This window comes from Thioalkalivibrio thiocyanoxidans ARh2, from assembly GCF_000385215.1.
GTDB classification, from domain to species: Bacteria; Pseudomonadota; Gammaproteobacteria; order Ectothiorhodospirales; family Ectothiorhodospiraceae; genus Thioalkalivibrio; species Thioalkalivibrio thiocyanoxidans.
In genome coordinates this window covers 25,391-50,185 of sequence record NZ_ARQK01000059.1, presented here as the reverse complement: position 1 = coordinate 50,185, position 24,795 = coordinate 25,391, and the positions used below count along the sequence as shown (strand labels likewise).

Below are 24,795 nucleotides of genomic sequence, written 5' to 3'. Positions count from 1 at the left end.
CCATGAAAATTCCCCGTCCCGTAAACCATTCGGTGGCCACGTCCCGCCGGGTCCTTCCACGCCTCGCCCCGCTGGCGATGGCTCTGGCCCTTGTCGGCTGCGACGCCCTGGGCACCCCCACCGAGGCGGAGTACCGGGAACGTGCCGAGCGCCACATGGAGGCGGGCGAATACGCCGCGGCCACCATCGAATACCGCAACGCGCTGCAGCAAAACGCGGACCCCGAGGTACGCGGCCGCTTGGGCCTCGCCTATCTGCGCGATCAGCAGCCGGAGCCGGCCGTGCGCCACCTGCAACGGGCCCTGGAAATGGGGGCGGACCCGAACGCATATGCCCTGCCGCTGGCGCGCCTCCTGTTCATCCTGGGCGGTAGCGGCGCAATCGCCGAGATCCCCGAGGCCGATGCTCTGGAGGGCGAGGATGCGGCACGCCTGCGGGCTTACCGGGCGCTGGCGGCATTCCAGGCGGGTGAAAGCGACGCCGGCTCGGAATATCTGGCGGCCGCAGCGGAAACGCATGACGACCTCGCAGAGATCCACCTGGCGCGCGCCTACGAGGCCATGTCCGACGGGGACGCCGAGCAGGCGATGAAGATGACCGACAGGGCCCTGGAAAGCGACCCCGAGTTCTCCCCCGCCTGGTCTCTCAAGGGGGATCTGGTACGGATACAGGGTGACCCCGAGGGCGCGCTGGAAGCCTTTGGCCGCGCCATCGAACTGCGCCCGGACGCGGTCGCCGAGCGCCTGAAGCGCGGGTTGATGCACGTCGAGCTGGGACAGTTCGACGAGGCCCGGGAGGATGGCGAGTTTCTGCAGCAGGGCGCCCCGGATCACCCCGGTGGCCACTTCCTGCTGGGCCTGGTCAAGTTCGAGAGCGGCGAACCCCTGCAGGCGCAACCACACCTGGAGGAAGCACTGGCGGTGTCACGCAACTATCGCCTTGCGATGCCCTATCTGGCGGCCATCCACCTGGAGGAAGGCAACTGGTCTCGGGCCGAGCGTCTGCTCGAGCGTCACCGCGCGCTGGGCCCGCAGAGCGCCATGAGCTATCGGCTGCTGGCTCAGTTGCGCATCGGACAGGGCCGGCCACAGGAGGCGCGGCGAATCCTGGCCGACGCGCTGAGCGAACGACCCGACCTGGTCGAGGCCCTGGGGGATCAGCTCGCCGCGCTCTATATCGGCGAGGGCGATACCGAAAGCGGCATCGAGGTCCTGCGCGAGTCCCTGGCCAACCGCGCGGATCGGCCGGAACTGCAGGAAATGCTGGGAATCGCTCTGGTACGGCACGGGGATCACGAACAGGGGATGGCCCTGCTGCAACAGGTTGCTGTCGAAAGCACCGACGTGCGTCTGGCCGACTACTCGCTTGCGCTGGCGCATATCCGTGACGGCCAGTACGACGAGGCCCTGGAGGCCACCCAGCGCCTGCGCGAGAAGGATCCGGAAAACCCGCAGGGTTACAACCTGATGGGTGCAGCCCTCCTGGGCCTGGGCGAGACCCACGAGGCACGCCTGATCTACCAGGAGGGCCTGTCGCTCCACCCGGACAACAGCACCCTGGCACTGAACCTGAGTTCGCTCGAAGTGCGCCAGGGCAACCTGGATACAGCCCGCGAGATCCTCGAGGACCTGCAGGAACGCAGCCCCGGCCACCCCACCTCGGCGATTCGGCTGGCCACGCTGCACTTTCAGCAGGGCGAGATGGAGGCCGGCACGCGCTGGCTGCAGGGTGCGATCGATGAACACCCGGACCGGATCGAGCCCCACCTGATGCTGGCGCGCGCCCAGACGCAGCAGGACGATCACACTGCTGCCCGGTCCACTCTGGAGGACGCGCGCGAGCATCACCCCAACGACACACGGGTGCTCGGTCTGCTGGTCGACCTGCAGGAGCACCAGCAGGACTTCGAGGGCGCAGCGCAGACCCTTGCGCACCTGGCGGTACTGCGACCCGAGGCCGCCGAGCTGCGTTTCCGCCAGGCACGCAATCTCGCCGCCCTGGGTGAAACCGAGCAGGCGGTCGCGGCCCTGCGCGAGACACTGTCGATCGACTCCGGCCATATGAGTGCGCGCATGGTGCTGACCCGGCACCTGAGCCTGGCGGGCGAGGTGGACGAGGCGCGACAGGTCTTTGAGCCCCTCGCGGAGCGGGCCCCGGAGGCCACGCAGGTGATCGCACAGCAGGCCTGGTTCGACGCCGAAGACGGCCAGCTCGAACAGGCGATCGATGGCTACGAGCGCGCGCTCGAGCGCGAGTCCCGACGCGACTGGCTGGTGGAGAAATACCAGGTGCAACAACGTGCCGGGCAGACCGAGGCGGCGATCCGGACGTTGCAGGCCTGGTTGCAGGACCACCCGGACGATAGCGCCACACGGCACGTACTCGGTTCAGCGCAGATCAACGCGGGGCAGGAGACCGAGGCACTGGAGACCTACGAAACCCTGCTGGAAGAACGGCCCAACGATGTCGTTGCCCTGAACAACGCGGCGTGGCTGGCACGCGAGGCGGACAATCCCCGCGCCCGCGAGTACGCCGAGCGGGCCGTCGATCTGGCGCCGGACCAGCCTGCGATTCTCGACACCCTGGGCGTGGTCCTGCTGGAGGGAGGCGATACCGAAAGCGCCCTGGAGACTTTGCAGCGTGCATACCGGATGAGCCCGCAGGCCCCCGATATCGGGTTTCATCTGGCGCAGGCCTACCAGGCCAGTGGCGATACCGAACAGGCGCGCGCGCTGCTGACGGAACTGCTGGAGGCACACGAGGACTTTCCGGAACGCGAGCGGGCCCAGTCGCTCCACGAATCCCTCTGACGCTGCGTTATACACCCCCGGCCTGACCTGGCCGACAGCCAACCTGCGGCCAGGTCGGGCCGGGTCAGCCCAGGCTGCCCGTTCACCCGGACGACGATGAGGCCGCCTCCACAGGGCCTTGGGAGGCCTCCGGCCTTTGCAGCAGGAGGTTGTAGCAATTGCCCGAGATCGAGGAATCCACTACCAGGAATCCCGCCTGAGTAAACCGGCCCAGGATGTCCCGGGCCTCGTACGGTGTATGCAGGATGCCCTTGCGCATCCCCCAGCGGTTGATCCGCTCGGCGATGGCCTTGAGCGGCTGCGGCGTGCGCGGATACAGCAGTACGTTCGCGGCCAGGGTACCCCCGGGCTTGAGCACCCGAAACGCCTCGTGGATGGCACCGTCCACATCCGGAAAGCAGTGCACCGAGTTGGCGATGTTGGCCGTATCGAACTCGCCATCAGCGAACGGCAACTCCGCGGCGTCGGCATGTTTGACAGTCACGCTCTGGTCCTTTGCGAAGCGATGGCGGGCCCCGGCCAGCATGGACTCGGCGTAATCCACACCGACCACCTCGCTCTCCGGCAGCTTGCGCCGGCGACGCCACTTGATCGTCATCTCCAGCAGCGTCCCCGTACCGCAGCCGATCTCCAGGTGCCGGGCCCCCATGTTGCGGCCAAAAAACCGGATCTGCCCGCCCAGCGTGCTGTTGTAGGCAAAGGTGAGGATGAAAAACCCCCGCGCGTCGTACCACCACGGTGGCGACTTGTAGGCCTCGGCGATCTCGTCGCGGGTCTTGGCACGTTTGGACATGAGACGTCTCCTCAAATCAGGGGCCGTTTTTCCCGGCGTCCGATTTTTTTACATCGCTCCCGGCGCGGGGCAATCAAAAAAACAAAAACCGCCCTATCTACAGACACTTGCCGCCCATGGCACGCAGCCTGCTTTACTTCTCGTGCAGGAAAGGACGACCAGCAAGTGAAGTGGAAGCAACCGTTATTCAAATCAAATTGATGCTAACTGGTGGAGGATTTCAACATGGAAAGGTTCAAGCAAACAGCGCTGGGTGCGGTACTGGCAGTTGCCAGTCTCGGGCTTGCGGGCACCGCACACGCCGGCGTCTTTACTATCGATGACTCGCAGCTCGAGCTGTCTACGATTGCGGTAGGCGAGCAGCAGGTCGACCGTATTACCGGCGGGTACGAAGAGCTGCTGACCCTCGATGCCGACGGCTCGTTCGACGCGTCGGCCTACTGGAACGTGGGTCAGTACTTCCTCGGAGGCACGTCGGTAAGCAACAGACTGGGCTCCAGCGGGGACGATGCCGATCTGTTCTACGGGCTCTACGCGGTATTCGAGTCCTCAGGGACCTACGATGCGGACGCGGGCCAGTTCACCGGCACAAGTGGCTCGATCGCGCTCTATCTGGACCCGAATCTGGATACCACCTTCGGGTTCAACACGGGCGATGCGGCCGATGGTGTCGCCCTGGGCGGCACGGACGACGACATCCTCGTCGGCTGGTCCGACATGTTCGACCGCGGCGATGGTCGCTTCGAACCGGGTGCGGACGACATCGGCAGCTTTGCGCTGCTGTTCAACGAATGGATGCTCACGGACGAAGGCCGGCAGTTCTTTACCGATCCGGATCCGTTCTACATGAACGTCCGCGTGACGGGTCAGTTCGACTTCATCGAGGGATTCGAGGAAGTCGACGAGCGCACCACCTTTGAGGTCGTCGGCTCGGCCGACTCTCGGTGGTCCGAAGCAGAAGTACCCGAACCCGCGATGCTGCTTCTGCTGGGAACTGGACTGGTGATGCTCGGCTTTATCGCCATGCGCCGCCGCCGCGAGACCGGTCTCGACGCCTAGCAGCCCTTGTGGTTGGGCCTTCTGCTCCCCCCTGGGCGGAAGACCTGTCCCGGCCCCTCGTCTTCGGACGAGGGGTTTTTTTGTCCGGGCGCATACTGCAACGAAAACGACTGGATAAAGGCTTTCTAGACCTGCGCCCGAAGGCGCGCCATCCGGCGGCGGCCGATCGCCAGGAGCAGGCGTTGCAGGGGGTTGCGATTGCCGCCGGGGCGCCAGGTGCGGACGAGACGCTGGCGGTAGGCATCGAAGTGGACTCCGTGCGGGGCCCAGACGACACGCCCGCGCCCCAGCAGGATCTTCAGGGCCTCGGTGCCCATGACCCCCGCACACAGCTCGCAGGCCATCACCGTGGACGGACCATGCTGGGCCGCCAGGTCGACGGCCTCGGGGTCTGCGAGGTATCCCATCTGCATCATCGAGGGGGCCAGGCCCATCATGAACCGCAGCGCGAGTTCCTCGTCGGAAAGCCCGTCCCGCAGGTCGAAGTAGCCATCGAACGACAGCCCGCCCGGGCGGAAATTGAGCAAGGCCGCCCCCATACCGAGCGGGGCCACGGTAATCGCCGGAATCCCGCGCTCCGCACACGCGGCAAAGACCTCGCGGCGCACCTGAAACACGAAGAAGTCGAGCCCGTCGACATAGAGATCCACGCCCTGCAGAAAGACATCGAGATTCTGCTGATACACGCCCTCCGGGAATGTGGTGATCTCCAGTTCCGGATTGATGTCCAGGGCCATCTCGCGCAGGACCTCGACCTTGGGCCTGCCCAGACGGGACATGCCCGCCCCTGCCTGGCGGTTCATGTTGTGCAGCTCGAAGCAATCGAAATCCGCGATATGAAAGCGCCCGACCCCGAGACGGGCGAGCGTCAGCAGGTGGCTCCCACCAACGCCGCCAAGACCGGCGATCGCCACGCGCGCGCCGCGCAGGCGTTCCATCTCCGGCCAGGTCATCCAGCCGTGGGTGCGCCGGAACGCCGCGTGATAGTCGAACTCAGGCATCAGGCCGCGCGGGCAACAGCGTCCCAGAGCGAGTCGGAGGGGTGAGAGTCGGAGAGATTGCTATAGGAGTGCGCATACAACTGGCTCAGCGATGGTGAACGGTGAATCCCGGCCAGGGCCGTAAGCAGACTGATATGAAACGGCGCGCGCCGGCCATGATAATTCTGCAGCGTGCCGATCTGCTTCACCTTCAGGCCATGGCGACGCAGGATGCGCGCCAGCGACGGTTCCATCATCGCAAAGGCATGCGACCGGCCCTGGATCTCCATCATCGCCACCGCGCTCATGAACAGGCTCAACGCCAGCAAGGGGAAGGTGCGCGCCTGCTCCAGCGGTACATTCAGCAGGTGGAGGTCCCCGAAGGGGGTTACCGACTCGCCCAGGCGCCGACGGAACAGCCCATTGACCGCCAGCCGGGAAACCTCGCAAATCTGGTCTCGCTCGATTCGGTCCGGACGATAGTCCGTCTCGTAGAAACAGTTCTCGCAGTGGCGTTCCATCGGTAGTTCGTGGATCTTCTGGCGGCCATCGACATGCACCACTCGTACACAGCCCGCACTGGTGCCGCTAACCACATGCTGCAGCAGGCAGTGAGTGGCCTGCGCGTCATACTCGTCGACCTCGCGCTCGCCAAGGCAGCTGTCCCCGGATTCATACTTGAACTCGCGGCAGTAGACCTCATAGCGTAGCCGATAAACGGCCTCCATCTGCTCTTCATTTGGCCTGATCAGGTCAAAGTAGCGGCAGAAGGCGGAGATGAGCGGGTCATCCTGCACAGGGCACTTCCAAAGCCCCCGGGGCCTGATACGAACGCCTGCGCCAGCAAGGCTTGTAGCCGAGTTTCGTGCGGTAAGGAAAGGGCGGATTCCCGGCAAACTCCACGTAGGGGGCACGAACGGGCGTCTCGCCCAGCCCCAGGCGACGGCGCCAGGCGGACAGGGCCGCGCCCGATTCGGCGGTGGGCGCCCGAAACGGCAGCCTCAACCCCCGATGTTCGCAGGCCTCCCCACACAACTCGATGGGGATGTGGTGGCGCTGAAGCAGGCGCGCCAGCGCCGGCCGAATCATGAACAGCAGGAACTCATAGCCATGATTCTGGGCGTAGGCCTGGGCAGCCTGACAAAGGTGATACAGCAGGCGCGGCGAGCCACGCTCCGGGGCGCCGCGGGCAATCAGACGGGAGACCTCCAGCACTCGCGGCGGCTCGTCCCGCGCCCTGGCAAAGGCACCCGGAAACAACTGCCCGGTGGCGATCGTGGGGAGGGGTGTCTGATCCGGCCGGATCAGACGCATGGCGCCCACCCAGCGCCCTCCGGCGTAAAGCCCTCCCAGACGCACCAGAAAATGAGCGGCGTGCTCGTCATAGAGATCGCGTTCAAAGCCTTCCGGGTAATGCTCGGCTGCTTCGAAGCCGGTTTCCAGGCAGTACACCGCATAGCGCATGCGATAGTGAATGTGACGCGCCCGCGCGCCCGTGGCGAGGTAAACCTGATAGGACGGGAGAGCCGCGCCCGGGGCACAGTGATCCGGTCCTGGGTATCCAGGCTCAACGTCAGCATGCGTAGACAAGAGTTCGTCCTCCATTGCACGTTTCAGAAAGGGGTTCGGCCGGGGCACCGTTTCAGGCCGTTGTGTTGATGCGTTGCCCCGAGGGATTGCGCCTCAGAAAACGAAGACCCAGGCCCACCCGGCGATCGGATACCACAACGGAATCGAAGGTCCCGGCGGTCGGAAGGACCAGTTGCAAGGTGGTCTCGGGGGGCAGATACGGGTGCTGCCCGATCAGCGCAATCCGCGCGCCACCTCTCGACAGGTCGATCAGGCGGCACTTGCGCCACTCCTCCCGTATGCCGATCTCGGTCAACAGGTTGACTGCGTACCGCGGCCAGCAACGCTGGTCGGGCCTGCCAGAGGACTTCTGCCCGCCGTATCGCCAGGCAAAGGCGGCAGACCAGTGCCGCGGGTCCGGCGAACAGGCATAGAGGTCCGCCTGGTGAGGGTCCGTGATCGGGGGTTCCCCCAGTCGTTCAATGACAGCCGCAACCAGCTGACCGGCCCACCTCTCGTATTCCTGGTCACTCGCACTAAACCGGTGCAGCTGACGGTAGATGTCGCTCATCAAGTCGAGTCGTTCGCTCCAGCTCCGCCGGAGCATGGCGGGATGCCAGAACTCCGCCAGGTTTTGCGCGAGGCTCTTCTGGCCCAGATCGTCGTGCATTTGAGAATCCCTCCCAACCAGCCGATCCGCCCCCCGGCCGGTTTTCGAGCCTAATCGAACAAACCCCAGCAAACTGTGTACCAGTTAACGTAAACCCCTGATCCGTTATAAGGCTGCGAAAATTTATTAGAAAAATAAGTAACGAAATCTTTCGAGGTGTAAACATTCTCGACATAGGTAGACACGGCGAAACAAACCATCTTCAATAGCCCTAGGCATCTCCCGGGAGGGGTCCAGGCAAGCCATCAGATGGCTTTCCGGGGATCCCTTTTCCCGGTCAATTATTACTCCGTTTGAAAACCCAGCAGGTGCCAATTGAGCGTCAATGGGTGCAACAGGGGGACCGCAAGGCATGGAAAAGATTGTTCAGGATTTTGTTCAGCGGGCGCGGGCCACCTGGCGCCGGCGCTGGTGGATTCTGCCGGTCGCCTGGATTGTGTTCCTGGGCGGATGGGCCTACATCCAGAGCCTGCCGGATACGTATCAGGCCAATGCCCAGGTCTTCGTGAACACCCAGTCCGTTCTGAACCCCCTGCTTCGCGGGATGACGGTTCGTCCGGACACAGAAGAGCGATTGCGGATGGTCACCCGCACCCTGCTCAGCCGCGACAACCTGGAAACGATCGCCCGGCAAAGCGATCTGGACGTGTACATGGGGGGGTCCGACCTCGACACGCAGGTCAACCTGCTGCGCAGCCGGTTGTCTCTGGACAGCGAGCGGCGCGAGAACATCTACACCGTGCAGTTTCGACACAGCAATCCCGAGATCGCCGAGCGCGTGGTCCGCGAGACGGTAAACCTGTTCATGGAACGCGGGCTGGGCGACTCGCGCCTGGATCTGAGCGTCTCGCAGCGATTCATCGAGCGTCAGATCGAGACCTACGAACGTCAGCTGCAAAGCAAGGAAGCCGAGATCGAGGATTTCAAGCGGCAGAATGCACGCTTCATCAGCGGTGACGGCAACTTCTACTCGCGCCTGGAACGCGCCCGCGAACAGGTGGCCCAGACAGAACTGCAGCTGCGCGAGGCCCGCAGCCGTCTGGCCACCCTGCAGCGCCACGCCGAGGAAAGCCGAACGGGCGGAGGCACGGTGAGGGCGCAGTACCGCAACCCGGAGCTGGACCGGCGGATTAACGACCTGCAGGAAAACATCGATTCCATGCGGCATCGATACACCGACGATCACCCGGATGTGGTCGCCGCACGGCGCATCCTGTCCGAACTGGAGGAACGCCGTTCGCGCGAGGCCGCCGACTATGCGCGCAATCCGTCGATCGTACCCATCGCGGGCGGGGGCAGCGACACCTTGCAGGCCGCGATCACCGACACCGAGAGCGAGATCGCGATGCTGGAGACCCGCATCGAGGAATTCAAGGCGCGGGTCGCCCGGCTGGAACAGGATGTCGACCGGGCCCCGGCGGTAGAGTCGGAACTGACCGCCCTGACGCGCAACTACGATGTGCTGCGCGATTCCTATCGCCAGCTCCAGAACCGGCGCGAGCAGGCGATCATGTCAGGGGCAGTGGAATCGGAAACCGACTCGGTCGACTTCCGCGTCCTGGAGCCGCCGCGCCGCCCGACCGCGCCCTCGGCACCCGATCGCCCGCTTATGACCACCGGCATCCTGCTGGTCGGACTGGGAGCGGGTACGGGCTTCGCCTTCCTGCTTTCGCAGCTGCGGCGGACGATCAGCAATCGACGGCAACTCGCGGAGATCGCCGGACGCCCTGTGCTGGGCACGATATCGGCTGTACACACCCCTCTGACACGGCGCCGCCGCCGGCTGGAGCTGTCGGCCTTCGCGATCGCCCTGGCGACACTGCTGCTGGTGTATGCCGTGGTGATGACCCTTTATCTCACGGGGTCCGCCGGTGTTCTCGATGACCTGTTGAGCCTGCTGCGATGAGCGACTACGGCACCAGCCCGACGTCGCGCGTCGGGGAAGCGGGATGCATTTGTTCCATGGAGGCGCGGGTCCTGTGGACCGGCGCACGGCAAGGGGAGCCAGACGCACATGAGCATCATTGAAAAAGCCCTCGACAAGAACCGGTCGGCACCCTTGCGGCCCCCGCCCGCCGGAGCCCAGTCCGGGCATCCGGGCCAGGAGACGGCGGGCACGGCCTCGCCGGTGTCCGCACAACACGACCATCCACTGGCGGCTCGGATCGATTTCGCACGCTTGCGACGGCAGGGGCTGATCGTGCCGGGCGACCAGCGGTCCAGCCTGGCCGAAGAGATTCGGATGATGAAGCGGCCGCTCTTGAACAACGCCTTCGGGCACCACTCGGAGATGAGGATTTCGCGTGGTCGCCTGATTATGTTGACCAGCGCATTGCCACGCGAAGGCAAGACCTTTCTGGCCACCAACCTGGCACTCAGCATGGCAATGGAGATCGATCGCACGGTATTGCTGGTGGACGCCGACGTCGCCCATCCCACGATCCCCAGGGTCCTGGGATTCGAGGCCGAGCGCGGCTTGATGGACGTCCTCACGGACCCGAGCCTGACCATCCCCGATGTCCTGCTGCGGACCAACATCGAGAACCTCAGCGTGCTGCCCGCCGGACGCCCGCATGGGCGCTCCACCGAAGTCCTGGCCAGTGACGGGATGCGGGCCCTGCTCGACGAGCTCCACGATCGGTATCAGGACCGCATCATCCTGTTCGATTCCCCGCCACTGCTGGCCACCAGCGAGCCGGGCGTCCTGGCCGCCGGAATGGGGCAGGTCGTGATGGTGGTTGACGCCGAGCGCACCCCGGCCACCTCGGTCGAGAATGCGATGGGGCAGCTTGCCGGCTGCGAGGTGGTCCTGACTGCACTCAACCGCGCGCCCGCCGCATCGGGCCTGGGCTATGGAGGTGGCTATTACCACGAACGGCCATACGGGGGAGACGAGCAATGAGCGCCATCCAGGGACGGACACAATCAGCGTGCTCAAAGCCAGTCCTGCCGCGGCACGGTCGAATGGCATGGATTCTGGCCGCACTGAGCGGTGGCTCGTTGGCGCTGCCGACCGCGGGCCTGGCCACCGAGTGGGACTTCACGCCACGGGTCACCGTGGGTGCAGAGGTAACCGATAACGTCCGCCTGTCCCCACGGGGACAGGAGGATGCGGACCTGATCGGGCATGCACGCCCCGGGTTCACCCTGCGCCGGGACGGTGCGCGCAATGACACCCGGGTGGATTATCAGCTCAATCATCGCAGACACCTGTCGGAGTCGAGCGAGGACCGCTCCACTCACATGCTGCGCGCCCGCAACCAGACAGAGGTCATCGAAGACACGTTCTTTGTCGACGTGACCGCGTCGCGCCGGGAACAGGCCACCTCGCTGCTGGACCCGGTCGGCATTGGCGGCAGCACGCCACGCCGCAATATCGAGGAGACCTCGTATTACAGCGTGTCGCCCAACCTGCAGAACGAGTTTGGCACCTTTGCCCGCCAGGACATTCGCTACACCTACGACGAGCGGCACTACCACCGCAGCAACCGGGCCAGCAGCACCGGCAACCGCGCGGAATACACCCTGGACAGCGGCCCGACCTTTGATCGCGTGTTCTGGCAGCTGGCGGGCTTCTACGACCGGCTGAAGTACGAAGACGGGCCGGAGGGCGAGTTCAGCGAGATCAGCGCAACCCTCGGGTACCACATCGGCCGCACCCTGCGCGTGTTCGGCGTCGTGGGCGAGGAGTTCAACGACTACGAAACCCTGCGCGACGAGAACGACGGCAGCTTCTGGGAGGTTGGCGTCGGCTGGACCCCGACACCGGTGACCTCCGTCGAGGCGCGTTATGGCGAGCGCTTCTTCGGCACAACACGAGCCCTCAGCGCGACGCACCGCAGCCGACGCGCCAGCTACGGCATCAGCTACAGCGAGGGGATCACCTCCACGCGTGATCGTCGCGAGTTCCAGGCCGTTCATCTATCTGAATGGGCTGCTGGAGTATCCGAACGAGCTGCCCTGGAAGGCATGAGCCCCCAAGAGTGGCTGGACCAAACCCCGCCGGAGCAGTGGTTCGATGCAGTCCCGGGCGCGGTGGTATCTCAAGAAGCGCTGATCGAGGGGTTCTACCTGACGCGCAGCGTGCGCGCGAACTGGCGCTACGACACGGGGCGCAGCGTATTCGGGCTGACCGGCTACCAGACCCGGCGCGAGGCGGAGTTCGACACCGGTGCGGGGCTGTTCGAGGACAACCACCGACGCACCGGCGTGATCGCGCTCTGGGAACTGACCCTGGGGCCACGCACCACCACAGAGCTGAGCTCTGGGCTCTCGCGCACGGAGTTTCTCGGCAGCGACCGCGAAGACGACTTCTTCTACTTCCGCGCCAGCCTGAACCGTCAGTTCGCCCCGGACCTGCGGGGCAGCCTGGCGTATCGCTATCAGCAGCGGGATTCGAACAGCCGGGTCAACGAGTATCGAGAGAACTCGATTCTCGCGCTGATCACCAAGGAGTTCTGAGCATGTACGAGAACTTCTACGGGCTGCAGGGCAAGCCATTCGCCCTGAGCCCGGATCCGAAATTCTTCTACGCCAGCAAGGGCCACCGGCGCGCCATGGCCTACCTCGAATATGGCGTGCAGCAGGAAGAGGGCTTCATCGTCATCACCGGCGAGGTCGGGGCCGGCAAGACGACGCTGGTACGCAGTCTGTTCGAGACGCTCGGCACCAAACCAGTACGTGCGGCACAGCTGGTCAGTACCCAGCTCGATGCCGAGAACCTGCTGCGCTCGGTGTGCCTGGCCTTCGGTGTGCAGGGGACCGGCAATGACAAGGCCAGTCAGCTGCGTCATATGGAGCGTTTCCTGCTGGACACCCGTTCACGCGGACAGCGAGCCCTGCTGGTGGTGGACGAGGCACAGAACCTGGGCATGGATGCGGTGGAAGAGCTGCGCATGCTGTCCAACTTTCAGGGCATTGACGGGCCGTTGCTGCAGAGCTTCCTGCTGGGGCAGCCCGAATTTCGCGACATCCTGCGCAGCGAAAACATGCAGCAGCTGCGCCAGCGGGTGATCGCCACCTATCACCTCGGCCCGATGGACGAGGGCGATACCCAGGCCTACGTCGAACACCGCCTGTCGCGCGTCGGCTGGGAGGGAACGCCACACTTTGCCACCGATATCTGGCCCGTAATCCACGAGTTCACCGGCGGCATCCCGCGCAAGGTCAACACCCTGTGCGACCGCCTGCTGCTGATGGGGTATCTCGAGGAGCGCTATGACCTCGACGCCGACGAGGCGCGCCGGGTGATGGACGAGATCGAGGAGGACTTCGGCGCACAGCAGGAGGCACCCGCACCGCAACCCGACGGCGTCGTCAATGGCGTGTTCGATCCCGAACGCGCCGTTGCCAACGAGCTGACCCTGGTCCGTCTGGAAGACAGCTACGAGGCGATGGAAAAACGCCTGGACAGGATCGAACACGCCCTGGCGATCAACTACCGGCAGTCGCAGCGCATCCTCGACGCCCTGGACTCGCTGAACAAGATTTCGGGCTTCGACCACAAGGAGTTCGCCAGGCACTAGCGCCCGGGAAAATCACCATGCGATCCGAACCACCCACCCTGTCCAACGCCCTGACCGTCGATGTCGAAGACTACTTCCAGGTCTCGGCCCTGGCGCCGCACATCCCGAGACACTGCTGGGAGAGCCAGGAGTGCCGCGTGGAATACAACCTCGAACGCATCCTCGCACTGTTCGATCACCACCAGGTACGCGCAACCTTCTTCACCCTCGGCTGGATTGCCGAGCGCTACCCGCAGGCGATTCGCCGCATCGTCGACGCCGGACACGAAATGGCCAGCCACGGGTACGGGCACCAGCGGGTCACCGAGCTGGGGCCGCAGGCGTTTCGCGCGGACATCATCCGCGCCAAGTCGATCCTGGAGGACATCGCCGGGGTCCCGGTACGCGGCTACCGCGCCCCCAGCTTTTCGATCGGCGAGGACAACCTGTGGGCGCTCGACGTGCTGGCCGAGACCGGCCACACCTACAGCTCGAGCATCTACCCGGTACAGCACGACCACTACGGGACACCGACCGCACCGCGCCACCCCCATCGGCCACGCGGACCCGGCGGGGTACTGGAACTGCCCCCGGCCACCCTGCGCGTCGCCGGACGCAATCTGCCGGCCGCCGGTGGCGGCTACTTTCGGTTGTTGCCGTATGCCTTTTCCCGTCAGGCACTGCGGAGGATCAACACTCGGGACGGGCTGCCCGGGGTGTTCTATTTCCACCCCTGGGAGATCGATCCGGGCCAACCGCGTATCCCCGGGGTGAGCGCCAGAACGCGGTTTCGCCATTACCTGAACCTGGGACGTACCGAAGGCCGGCTGCAGCGGTTGCTGCAGGATTTCCGCTGGGGCCGCATGGACGAGGTCTTTGGCCACCTCCTCGCGAGCCCGGCGCGGTCGCCGGTGTCGCCCTCAACGACAGCACCAGGCCATGCTCAAGTCCACTGACCAACGACCCACGGCGGCGCACGCATCCGCATTGCGGGTCCAGGAACTCGGCCCTGCCGATGTCGCGCGCTGGGATGCCTTCGTCGAGGCCTGCCCGGTGGCGACGTTCTTCCACCGGGCAGGCTGGCAGACGGTGATCGAGCGGGCCTTCGGGCACTCGACGCATTTCCTGTTTGCCGAGGGGCCGAATGGGATCGAGGGGGTCCTGCCCCTGGCGCGCGTGCGCAGCGTCCTGTTCGGCCATTCCCTGGTCTCGCTGCCGTTCTGCGTGTACGGCGGCATCGCCGCACGCACCGAAGAGGCCTTCGTAGCCCTCGACAACCGGGCCCGGGAGCTGGCACGGCAATACAGGGTGGACTATCTCGAGTACCGCCACATGGCGCCCTATCACCCGGGGCGGCCCACCAAGCACCTGTATGCGACCTTCCGCAAGGCGATGGCGAAGGAGGTCGAAGAGAACCTGCAGGCGATCCCGCGCAAGCAGCGGCGCATGGTGCGCAAGGGCATCCAGGCCGGCCTGGTCAGCGAGATCGACCGCGACACCGATCGGTTCTACCCCATCTATGCGGCCAACGTGCACCGCATGGGGACGCCCGTGTTCAGCCGGCGCTACTTCCGCCTCCTGCGCACCGTGTTCGGCAACGACTGCCGGATCCTGACGGTCACCGACGCGGGGACGCCTGTGGCCAGCGTGCTCACCTTCTATTTCCGCGATCAGGTCCTGCCCTACTACGGCGGCGGTACACCGCGGGCCCGCGAGGTGGCCGGGTATGACTTTATGTACTGGGAGGTGATGCGGCGCGCCTGCGAGGCGGGCCTGCGCACCTTCGACTTTGGCCGCAGCAAGCGCGATACCGGGTCGTTCAGCTTCAAGAAGAACTGGGGGTTCGAACCACAGCCCCTGTACTACGAGTACGACCTGGTGCGTGCCCGGCACATGCCCGATATCAACCCGCTCAATCCCAGGTACCGCTATTTCATCCACGCGTGGCAACGGCTTCCGTTGTCGGTGGCCAACCGGGTGGGACCCTGGCTGTCCCGCAGCCTGGGTTAGGGGACGGGGTGTTCGGATGCCTGGATTTCGACCGTAGCAGCGGGTGGACATGAAATGGACGCCATTCTTTATCTGACCCATCGAATCCCGTGGCCGCCCAACAAGGGCGACAAGATTCGGTCGCACCATATCCTGCGCTATCTGGCACAGCGTTACCGGGTTCACCTGGGCACCTTTATCGATGACCCGGACGACGCGGTCTATGTAGAAGAGCTGGAACGCTGCTGCGAGAGCGTCTGCGTGCGCCCGCTCTCGCCGGGACGTGCAAAATGGCGGGCCCTGCGCGGCCTGCTGACACAGGAACCGCTGACTCTGCCCTGGTACCGCGATGCGGCGCTGCAACGCTGGGTGGATCAGGTACTGGAACAGCAGGACATCACGCGCGCGCTGGTCTTCTCCTCGGCGATGGCGCAATACCTCCCACACCGGGCCAATCTGCCCCGAGTGGTGGATTTCGTCGATGTCGACTCCGACAAGTGGACGCAATACGCCGCCAGCAAGGCCTGGCCGATGAGCGCGATCTACCGCCGCGAAGGACGCCAGCTGTTGCGCTATGAACGGCAGGTCGCGGCGCGCAGCGAGGCCAGCCTGTTCGTGTCACCGGACGAGGCCACCGCGTTTCGGGCCCTGGCGCCGGAAAGCGCCGATCGGGTGCACGCACTGAATAACGGCGTGGATGCGGCGTACTTCGATCCGCAAAAGCTCCCGAAGAAAGGCCCTTACCCGGATCACGTCCGGCCAATCGTGTTCAGCGGCGCCATGGACTACTGGCCGAACGTGGAGGCGGTGGTCTGGTTCGCGGAGTCCGTCCTGCCCCGGATCCGACGCGAATGTCCGGATGTGCGCTTCTATATTGTCGGTTGCCGACCTTCGCCGGATGTCCGTGAACTGGAGCGCCAGCCCGGCGTCGAGGTCGTCGGGCCAGTGGAGGACATGCGCCCCTGGGTCGGGTCGGCCGCGGTATCGGTGGCGCCCCTGCGGATCGCGCGCGGAGTCCAGAACAAGGTGCTCGAGGCCATGGCGCTCGCGCGCCCCGTCGTGGCCTCCCCGCAGGCGCTCGAGGGGATCACCGCAGCGCGCAATGACGAGGTGATCGAGGCCGAGACCGACCCCGAGGTGTTCGCCCGCGCGGTCCTTCGGTGCCTGGAACAACCCGAACCCGAGATGGCGGCCAGCGCCCGCCGGCGCATCACTACGGACTACGACTGGGGCCGCAATCTCGCCCGCCTGCACGACTATCTCGAGAGCGGACTGGCGCCCGAGGGCGAGGCGATCGCATCCCGGGGGGATGCATGAACACGCCGGCCACCGTGATGTCCCAGCCGCGGGTGCAGCGGTGGTGGGCACCCGTGCTGGCACTGGCCGCTCTGTTGGCCATTGTGCTGATCGTGTTCGCGCCCACCTTCCTCTCGATGGTAGATACCTGGGCACGTTCGGACACCTTCGCGCACGGGTTCCTGATCGTGCCGATCGTCCTGTTTCTGGTCTATCTCAAGCGTGCCGAGCTGGCGGCCGTATCGCCTCGACCCACCCCCCTGGCGTTGGCTCCCATCCTGCTGCTGGGGCTTGCCTGGGTCATGGGGGAGCTGGTGGATGTCACCTCGGTGCGCCAGTTCGCCGCGACCCTGATGATCCCCTTCCTGGTGTGGCTGGTGATGGGTACCGCGGTGGTGCGCGTGCTGCAGCTTCCACTGGCCTACCTGCTGTTTGCCGTCCCGTTTGGCGAGTTCCTCGTACCGCCGTTGATGGACTTCACCGCGAATTTCACCGTCGCGGCGGTACAGCTGTCCGGGGTTCCGATCTATCGCGAGGGCTTGTACTTCGAGCTGCCCACCGGACGCTGGTCCGTGGTCGAGGCCTGCAGCGGCGTGCGCTATCTGATTGCGTCCGTCGCCCTGGGGACGCTGTACGCCTATCTGATGTATCGCAGCCTCTGGCGACGTCTGGCCTTTGTCGGTGTCGCGATCATCGTGCCGATCATCGCCAATGGCCTGCGCGCCTACATGATCGTGATGGTGGGTCATCTGAGCGGCATGGAGTATGCCGTGGGTGTTGATCACCTGATCTACGGGTGGGTCTTCTTTGGGGTCGTGATCTTCCTGATGTTCTGGATCGGTGCCTTCTGGCGCGAGGATGGCGCGGCATCGAAAGCCGTGCGCCGCGCCCCGGCGCAGGCCCCGCAGACGGGGGCCGCGAGCTTTGCTCATATGGCAGTCATCGCCGCACTGGTGGTCACCCTGGGGCCGGTATATGCCCACTGGACGCATACCCGGGATCTCGGTGCGGTGCAGGGACTCGGAACCGGGCCGGTCGTGCCTTCCGGCTGGACAGCCGTGCCCGCTCGGGAACGGCCCGCCTGGCAACCCGGCTACCAGTTCATGCGCGCCGAGCGCGGCGGCTGGGTCGTGAACGAGGGACAGGCGAAGGTCGGCATGCACCTGGGCTTCTACCGCGAACAGGCACGCCACGGAAACATGCTTGGCTGGCACAACACGCTGGCAGGCCGGGAACGGGCGGAATGGAGTCAGGCCCGCCGCGGCCATGCCGAGGTGGCGGGCTATCCAGATCCGCGACGGGTCCTGCTGCGCGGCCGCCAGCAGCAACTGGTGGCGTGGCAGTGGTACTGGGCAAATGGGCGGCTCACCACCCGGCCCTTCGAGGTCAAGGCCCGCGAGGCCACGAGCCGACTACTGGGCGGGCGCGACGATGCGGCACTGATCGTGATCTATGCCGAGTACCGCGATGACCCGCAGGAGGCCGAGGACGCGATGCGGGCCTATGTGGAGGACGCCATGCCGCAGCTGCTCGAACGCCTGCAGGACGTGAACCAGCGATGAACGCCCGCGCAGCTTATCGACCGGAGACCGTCGACCCGCGGCCCTGCGTGGCCCACGTCATCCACCGCCTGGACGTCGGCGGCATGGAGAACGGGCTGGTCAATCTGCTCAACCATATGCCCGCCGAGCGCTACCGGCACGCGATCATCTGCATGACGGACTACACGCGGTTCAGCGAACGCCTGCAAAGGGACGATGTCGGCCTGCATGCTCTGCAAAAGCGCGAAGGCAAGGATCTCGGCGTGCACCGGCGCCTGTGGCGGCTGTTGCGCGAACTGCGCCCCGCGATCGTCCACACCCGCAATCTCGCGACGCTGGAGGCGCAGATTACCGCCACCCTCGCCGGCGTGCGTACCCGGGTACATGGCGAGCATGGCTGGGATGTCGCGGATCTGGATGGCTCCCGCGACAAGCATCGTTACATGCGGCGGCTGGTGCGCCCCCTGGTCGGCCGCTATATCGCCTTGTCGCAACACCAGGTGGACTATCTGCAACAGAGGGTTGGCGTCGGCCCCGAGCGGTTGACGCACATCTGTAACGGGGTGGACACCCGGCACTTCCACCCGCGCGAAGGCGTCCGCACCGGGCCCTGGCCCTCGGACTTTGCCGGGCCGGAGGACATCGTGATCGGGAGCGTGATGCGGATGCAGGCGGTGAAGGCACCGCTGGATCTCGTGGAGGCGTTCATTGCCCTGCGCGAACGCGCTCCGGTTCCCTTCCACCGCCTTCGCCTGGTGATTGTGGGTGACGGGCCCTTGAGGGAACACGCCGTGGAGCGTCTGAAGGCCGCCGGGGTGGCGGCACAAACATGGCTGCCCGGCGCCCGCGAGGACGTCGCGGGCTGCCTGCGCGCCATGGACCTCTTTGTCCTCCCGTCACTCGCCGAAGGCATCTGCAACACCATTCTCGAGGCCATGGCCTCCGGGCTGCCCGTAATCGCCACCGAGGTCGGCGGCAATCCGGACCTGGTTGCCCCGGGGCAAACCGGGACCCTCGTGCCAGCCGGAACGCCCGACGCCCTCGCCGGGGCCATCGGCGACTGTCTCGCCAATCCTGATGCCCGCAAGCGCACGGGACAGGCTGCCCGCGCCCGGGCCGAGGCGGAGTTCAGCATGGACGCCATGGTGGAGGGCTACCTTGGGGTTTACGACACCCTGCTGGACAAGGCCAACGCCCGGCCCTCCTCGATGCGGGCGAGGCACCGCCGGCGGCAACACGGGACGACGGGACACTGACATGTGCGGTATCGCTGGAATTTTCGACATGCACGGACGGCGGCCGATTGATCGCGCCTGTCTGGAAGGCATGAACGCAACCCAGTTCCACCGGGGCCCGGACGAAGGCGGCATCCACCTGGAACCGGGAATCGGGCTGGCACACCGGCGCCTGTCCATCATTGATCTCGCCAGCGGCCAGCAGCCGCTGTTCAACGAGGACGGGAGCGTCGTCGTCACCTACAACGGCGAGATCTACAACTTCCCGGAGCTGACCCGCGAACTCCAGCGGGCAGGCCATCGCTTTCTCACCCACTGCGATACGGAAGTCATCGTGCATGCCTGGGAGGAATGGGGCGAGGACTGCGTCCAGCGCTTTCGCGGGATGTTCGCCTTCGCCCTCTGGGATCGTCACACCCAGACCCTGTTTCTGGCCCGCGACCGCCTGGGCATCAAGCCGCTTTACTACAGCGTGCTGCCGGATGGTCAGCTGATCTTCGGCTCCGAACTCAAGGCCTTGCTGGCCCACCCAGGACAGCCCCGCGAGCTCGACCCCTGCGCGGTGGAGGAATACTTCGCCTATGGCTATGTGCCCGAACCGCGCAGCATTCTGGCCGGCGTCCACAAGCTGCCACCGGCACATACGCTGACCGTGCGGCGCAACCAGCGCTCCGCTGCCATCCCGCGCGCGTACTGGGATGTCCCCTTTGCGACGACGGCACCCACCCCCATCGACATGCCCGAGGCCGCCGAGGAGCTGACCGAACGCCTGCGCGAGGCCGTACGCATCCGCATGGTCGCCGAGGTGCCGCTGGGCGCCTTCCTGTCGGGGGGCGTGGATTCCAGCGCCGTGGTGGCAATGATGGCCGGGCTCTCCACCGAGCCCGTGCGCACCTGCTCCATCGGCTTTGCCGACCCCGCATTTGACGAGTCGCACTATGCCCGGGAAGTCGCCGAGCGTTACGCGACGGACCATCACAACCGCGAGGTCGATCCCGATGACTTTGCCCTGCTGGAACGCCTGGGCGAGCTCTATGACGAGCCCTTTGCGGACAGCTCGGCCCTGCCGACCTACCGCGTCTGCGAGCAGGCCCGCCGCCAGGTCGTAGTCGCGCTGTCCGGTGACGGGGGCGACGAAAACCTGGCGGGCTACCGCCGGTATCGGCACCACCTGGCCGAGGAGCGCCTGCGCAACCCGCTGCCCCTGGGCCTGCGGCGGGTCCTGTTCGGCAGCCTGGCCCAGGTCTATCCCAAGGCGGACTGGGCGCCACGCCCGCTGCGCGCCCGGGCGACCTTCCAGGCGCTGGCGCGGGATGCGGTCGAGGGCTACTTCCAGGGCGTGTCGGTGCTGCGCGACGAGCAGCGGGACACGCTGTTCTCGCCCGCATTCCGGCGCGAGCTGCAGGGCTACGGGGCGGTGGAGGTGCTGCGTGCCCATGCCGGGCGGGCCCCGACCGACGACCCCCTCTCGCTGGTGCAGTACCTGGATCTGAAGACCTACCTCCCCGGAGACATCCTGACCAAGGTCGACCGCGCCAGCATGGCGCACTCGCTGGAGGTCCGCGTGCCGCTGCTGGATCACCCGCTGGTGGAGTGGGCCTCCACACTCGCGCCGGAACTCAAGCTGCGCGACGGCGAAGGCAAGGCGGTCCTGAAGAAGGCAATGGAGCCCTACCTGCCCCACTCGATTCTCTACCGGCGCAAGCGGGGCTTCGCCGTGCCACTGGCCAACTGGTTCCGGGGGCCACTGCGCGAGGCGATGCACGAGCGAGTGCTGGGCGAGCAGATGCGTGATTCCGGACTGTTCGACGAGCGTGCCCTCAAGCGGCTGGTCGACGAACACGGCCGTGGCGCGCGCGACCACAGCGCGGCGCTGTGGTCGCTCGTGATGTTCCAGACCTTTCTGGACAAGGTGCAACCGACCAGCCCGCTCAGCGGCTGCGCCGTACCCGGGGCCTAGCCATGTACGGACGCCACCCCGTTGCCGATGCCACGCGTGCCACCCGCGCCATCCTCAGCAACCTCCTGGCCCGGGGGGCCCCGGGGCTCTATGTGCGCCTGACCCACGAGACCGGGCGTGGCCGCGGCGCGGAGACGGCGGAATCCGTGGCGCAGTACTTCACCACCTGTTTCTTCGACTACTTCGATCAGCTGGCGGTCCCGCCCGAGGCGATCGAGGACGCGCTTCGCGACAAACACCTGCTGGAGTACGGGCCCGGCGACGTGCCCGGCGTGGCCCTGCTGATGCTGGCCCATGGCGCGGCCCGGGTAACCTGTGTCGACCGCTTTGCGCTGTCGCAGCGCAGCCCCTTCCAGCTGGAGGTCCTGCAGTGCCTGCTGGACAACCTGGATCCCGAGGCCCATGCACGGGCGGCGGCGTGCTTCGTGCGCCCCGGGGACCCGGCCTCGGGGTTTCGCAGCGAGCGGCTGGAATACCGCGTGACCCGGGATGGGCTGGCGGGCCTGAACGCCGAGGTCGACCTGATCTATTCGCGCGCGGTGCTGGAACACGTCAACGACCTCGACGCGACCTTTCGTGACATGGCGACGGCCCTGAAACCGGGGGCACTGGCGGTACACCAGGTGGATCTCAAGAGCCACGGCCTGCACCGTGAAAACCCGCTCGATTTTCTCACCTGGCCGGACGCCCTGTGGCAGTGGATGTATGCCGGCAAGGGCGTACCGAACCGCTGGCGCCTGGACCGCTACCAGCAGGCAATCAAGAACGCAGGGCTGGTGATACGGCATATCGAATCCACGGCCGAGGCGCTGGACGAGGATGTGGCCGCAGTGGCCCCTTATCTGGCCGCGCCGTTTCGCGGACTCGACGCGGACACGCTGCGCTGCCTGGGCTTCTGGCTCGTGGTGACCCGACCGGCGCCGGGCGGTGAAGCGAGGGCTGCGGCATGAAGATCCTCCATGTCCTCGACCACTCCATCCCGCTGCACAGCGGGTATACCTTTCGCACCGCGGCCATCCTGCGCGAACAGCGCCGCAGGGGCTGGCGGACCTTTCACCTGACCAGCCCCAAGCACATGGTGGCCCAGGCGGACGAGGAGACGATTGACGGCCTGCATTTCTATCGCACGGCCTACAACCCGAGCGCGATCCCGGGGGTCGAACAATGGGGGTTGATGCAGGCACTGACCCAGCGGCTGACCCGCGTCGCCTGCCAGGTCGCGCCCGACATCATCCATGCGCACTCGCCCGCGCTGAATGCCCTGCCGGCCCTGCGTGCCGGTCGCCGGCTGGGCATCCCGGTGGTCTACGAGGTACGGGCATTCTGGGAGGACGCCGCGGTCGACCATGGCACCGCCCGCGAACATGGCCTGCGCTACCGCCTGACGCGGGAGCTGGAGACCTATGCCCTGAAGCGCGTGGGACATGTCACGACCATCTGCGAGGGGCTGCGCCGCGACATCATCGCGCGCGGCATCCCGGCCGAGCAGGTCACCGTAATCCCCAATGCGGTGGACGCGGACGACTTCCACCTGGGCGGCCAGCCCGATCCCGCCCTGAAGGCCGAACTGGGTCTTGGTGATGCCCGTGTGCTCGGCTTTCTCGGATCCTTTTATGCCTACGAGGGGCTGGATACCCTGCTCGAGGCCTGTCCGCTTATCCAAGCCCGAGCGCCCGACGTGCGCATCCTGCTGGTCGGGGGCGGGCCGCAAGCCGAGCGCCTGAAGGCCCAGGCCGAACGCCTCGGTATCCAGGACCGCGTCATCTTCACCGGGCGCGTCCCGCATCACCAGGTGCAGCGCTACTACGACCTGGTCGATCTGCTCGTGTATCCGCGCCATTCGATGCGCCTGACCGAGCTGGTCACGCCGCTGAAGCCACTGGAGGCGATGGCCCAGGGGCGCCTGCTGGTGGCATCGGACGTGGGCGGCCACCGGGAACTGATCCGGGATGGCGAGACCGGCTGGCTGTTCCCGGCCGACAACCCCGAGGCCCTGGCCGCCCGGGTGCTGGAGACGCTCGAGCACCCGGAACACTGGCCACGGGTGCGGGAGAACGGACGGCGTTTCGTGGAACAGGAGCGCACCTGGGCGGCGAGTGTCGCGCGCTACCAGTCGGTCTACGACGGGCTGCGGGCCCGGCCGGAGGTGCTGCGTGCCGGATGATGGGCGCCCACGTCTGGTGGTCTTCACGCGCGTGTACCCGAACGCGGCGCAACCCAATCTGGGACTGTTCGTGCGCGAGCGCATGCGCCGTGTCGCCGAGCATCTCGATCTGGTCGTCGTCGCCCCGGCGCCCTGGTTCCCGTTCCAGCACTGGCTGGGACGCCTGCGCCCGCACGCCCGACCGCCGCTGCCGGCCTTCGAGAGGCAGGGTTCGATTCGCGTCTACCACCCCCGTTTCCTGTGTATCCCGGGCCTGTTCAAGTGGACCGACGGCTTCTTTCAGGCGCTCGGCAGTCTGCGCCTGATGCGTCGGCTGCAGCGCGAGTTCGGCTTCGACGTGATCGATGCCCATTTCATTTACCCCGACGGGGTCGCCGCGCGCTGGCTGTCACGCTGGCTGCACCACCCCTACACCATCACCCTGCGCGGCAGCCTGAACCGTTTCCGCGACCGGCCGCTGCACCGGGCGCAGATTCGCCGGGCGCTGGAGGATGCGGCGCGGGTGTTCTCGGTGGCCGGGGCGCTGCGGGACGAGGCGCTGGACTGGGGCATCGAGCCTGATCATGTGCAGGTCGTGGGAAACGGGGCCGATCTCGACCGCTTCAAGCCGGAGGACCGGGCCGAGGCCCGGCAGCGCCTGGGCCTGCCCGCCGAGGGGCGGTTCCTGATCTCCGTCGGGGGGCTGTCCGAGCGCAAGGGCTTCCACCGCGTGATCGCGACCCTGCCGGAACTACTGCAACAGCACCCGGATCTGCACCTGGTGATTGCCGGAGGCGGCACCCCCGAGGGCAACAACGAGGCCGAGCTGCGCCAGCAGGTCCAGTCACTGGGGCTGCAGGACCGGGTGTGGTTCCTCGGGCCCGTCCCACCCGACGAGCTGCGGTTTGTGTACTCCGCGGGGGACTTGTTCGTGCTCGCCACGCGTTTTGAAGGCTGGGCGAATGTATTCCTGGAGGCCTCGGCCTGCGGGCTGCCCATCGTCACCACGGATGTGGGAGGCAACGCCGAGGTCGTCGCCTCGGAGCAGGTGGGGCTGATCGTCCCCTATGGGGACCATGACGCACTGCGCGCAGCGATCCACGAGGCCCTGGGTCGCGAATGGGACCGCAAGGCGATCCTGGCCCATGCGCGGGCGAATGACTGGCGGGTGCGGATCCCGGAACTGGTCGCGGCCTTCGAGACGATCGCCGGGCCCGTCGGACATCGCCTGTCACGGCGCGCCTGA

20 protein-coding genes are annotated in these 24,795 nt (G+C 66.2%); 15 read left to right on the top strand and 5 right to left on the bottom strand.

The window, feature by feature from the left end:
* Positions 1-2 precede the first annotated feature (2 nt).
* Positions 3-2,810 (top strand): XrtA/PEP-CTERM system TPR-repeat protein PrsT, encoded by a 2,808-nt coding sequence (gene prsT / locus G372_RS0111325; protein ID WP_155998809.1) that lies wholly within the window; start codon positions 3-5, stop codon positions 2,808-2,810.
* 82 nt (positions 2,811-2,892) lie between these two features.
* Here prsT and G372_RS0111320 read toward each other — a convergent pair whose 3' ends face one another.
* Entirely contained in the window at positions 2,893-3,603 is a 711-nt protein-coding gene (locus G372_RS0111320; RefSeq protein WP_019623935.1) for a class I SAM-dependent methyltransferase, read from the bottom strand.
* 225 nt (positions 3,604-3,828) lie between these two features.
* Between G372_RS0111320 and pepA the strand changes: the two genes are divergently transcribed.
* On the top strand, positions 3,829-4,662 hold the full coding sequence (gene pepA / locus G372_RS0111315) for a flocculation-associated PEP-CTERM protein PepA (RefSeq protein ID WP_018863413.1): 834 nt from the start codon (positions 3,829-3,831) through the stop codon (positions 4,660-4,662).
* A 125-nt stretch (positions 4,663-4,787) separates the two neighbouring features.
* Here the strand turns inward: pepA and G372_RS0111310 are convergent, their stop codons facing one another.
* The 4 genes from G372_RS0111310 to G372_RS0111295 are packed head-to-tail and all read right to left on the bottom strand — an operon-like array spanning position 4,788 to position 7,881.
* A complete protein-coding gene (locus G372_RS0111310; RefSeq protein ID WP_019623933.1) occupies positions 4,788-5,663 on the bottom strand; it encodes a ThiF family adenylyltransferase in 876 nt (291 codons plus the stop codon).
* Positions 5,663-6,439, bottom strand: a complete 777-nt coding sequence (locus G372_RS0111305) for a PEP-CTERM/exosortase system-associated acyltransferase (RefSeq protein WP_019623932.1) — start codon at positions 6,437-6,439, stop codon at positions 5,663-5,665. Before G372_RS0111305 ends, G372_RS0111310 begins: the two co-directional genes overlap by 1 nt.
* Entirely contained in the window at positions 6,429-7,247 is an 819-nt protein-coding gene (locus tag G372_RS0111300; protein ID WP_026340349.1) for an acyl-homoserine-lactone synthase, read from the bottom strand. Before G372_RS0111300 ends, G372_RS0111305 begins: the two co-directional genes overlap by 11 nt.
* Positions 7,248-7,284: 37 nt before the next feature.
* Complete coding sequence (locus G372_RS0111295; protein WP_019623930.1) at positions 7,285-7,881, bottom strand: PilZ domain-containing protein; 597 nt, start codon at positions 7,879-7,881, stop codon at positions 7,285-7,287.
* A 352-nt stretch (positions 7,882-8,233) separates the two neighbouring features.
* On the opposite strand from G372_RS0111295, the gene G372_RS0111290 reads away from it, so the two are divergent.
* From G372_RS0111290 to G372_RS0111230, 13 genes are all read left to right on the top strand, one after another.
* The gene (locus G372_RS0111290; RefSeq protein ID WP_019623929.1) at positions 8,234-9,787 is read left to right on the top strand and encodes an XrtA system polysaccharide chain length determinant; all 1,554 of its coding nucleotides are present in this window, start codon (positions 8,234-8,236) and stop codon (positions 9,785-9,787) included.
* A 108-nt stretch (positions 9,788-9,895) separates the two neighbouring features.
* Positions 9,896-10,783: an XrtA-associated tyrosine autokinase gene (locus G372_RS0111285; RefSeq protein WP_018863407.1), complete on the top strand. Its 888-nt coding sequence runs from the start codon at positions 9,896-9,898 to the stop codon at positions 10,781-10,783.
* A 62-nt stretch (positions 10,784-10,845) separates the two neighbouring features.
* Positions 10,846-12,342 (top strand): TIGR03016 family PEP-CTERM system-associated outer membrane protein, encoded by a 1,497-nt coding sequence (locus G372_RS0111280; protein WP_019623928.1) that lies wholly within the window; start codon positions 10,846-10,848, stop codon positions 12,340-12,342.
* A gap of 2 nt (positions 12,343-12,344) precedes the next feature.
* Complete coding sequence (locus G372_RS0111275) at positions 12,345-13,406, top strand: XrtA/PEP-CTERM system-associated ATPase (protein ID WP_019623927.1); 1,062 nt, start codon at positions 12,345-12,347, stop codon at positions 13,404-13,406.
* Positions 13,407-13,423: 17 nt separating this feature from the next.
* Positions 13,424-14,341 carry an XrtA system polysaccharide deacetylase gene (locus G372_RS0111270; protein WP_019623926.1) on the top strand — a complete coding sequence of 306 codons (918 nt, stop codon included), beginning with the start codon at positions 13,424-13,426 and terminating at the stop codon, positions 14,339-14,341.
* Positions 14,325-15,395: a FemAB family XrtA/PEP-CTERM system-associated protein gene (locus tag G372_RS0111265; RefSeq protein WP_026340348.1), complete on the top strand. Its 1,071-nt coding sequence runs from the start codon at positions 14,325-14,327 to the stop codon at positions 15,393-15,395. Before G372_RS0111270 ends, G372_RS0111265 begins: the two co-directional genes overlap by 17 nt.
* A 54-nt stretch (positions 15,396-15,449) precedes the next feature.
* Positions 15,450-16,691: a TIGR03087 family PEP-CTERM/XrtA system glycosyltransferase gene (locus G372_RS0111260; RefSeq protein WP_019623924.1), complete on the top strand. Its 1,242-nt coding sequence runs from the start codon at positions 15,450-15,452 to the stop codon at positions 16,689-16,691.
* Positions 16,688-18,232, top strand: coding sequence for an exosortase A (gene xrtA, locus G372_RS0111255; RefSeq protein WP_019623923.1), 1,545 nt, complete (start codon positions 16,688-16,690; stop codon positions 18,230-18,232). The genes G372_RS0111260 and xrtA overlap by 4 nt, the downstream gene beginning before the upstream one ends.
* Positions 18,229-19,467, top strand: a complete 1,239-nt coding sequence (locus G372_RS0111250; protein ID WP_019623922.1) for a TIGR03088 family PEP-CTERM/XrtA system glycosyltransferase — start codon at positions 18,229-18,231, stop codon at positions 19,465-19,467. The genes xrtA and G372_RS0111250 overlap by 4 nt, the downstream gene beginning before the upstream one ends.
* 1 nt (position 19,468) lies before the next feature.
* Positions 19,469-21,406 (top strand): XrtA/PEP-CTERM system amidotransferase, encoded by a 1,938-nt coding sequence (locus tag G372_RS0111245; protein WP_026340347.1) that lies wholly within the window; start codon positions 19,469-19,471, stop codon positions 21,404-21,406.
* 2 nt (positions 21,407-21,408) lie between these two features.
* Positions 21,409-22,356: a class I SAM-dependent methyltransferase gene (locus G372_RS0111240; protein WP_018863398.1), complete on the top strand. Its 948-nt coding sequence runs from the start codon at positions 21,409-21,411 to the stop codon at positions 22,354-22,356.
* Complete coding sequence (locus G372_RS0111235; protein ID WP_019623920.1) at positions 22,353-23,570, top strand: TIGR04063 family PEP-CTERM/XrtA system glycosyltransferase; 1,218 nt, start codon at positions 22,353-22,355, stop codon at positions 23,568-23,570. The genes G372_RS0111240 and G372_RS0111235 overlap by 4 nt, the downstream gene beginning before the upstream one ends.
* Complete coding sequence (locus G372_RS0111230) at positions 23,560-24,795, top strand: glycosyltransferase (RefSeq protein ID WP_019623919.1); 1,236 nt, start codon at positions 23,560-23,562, stop codon at positions 24,793-24,795. Before G372_RS0111235 ends, G372_RS0111230 begins: the two co-directional genes overlap by 11 nt.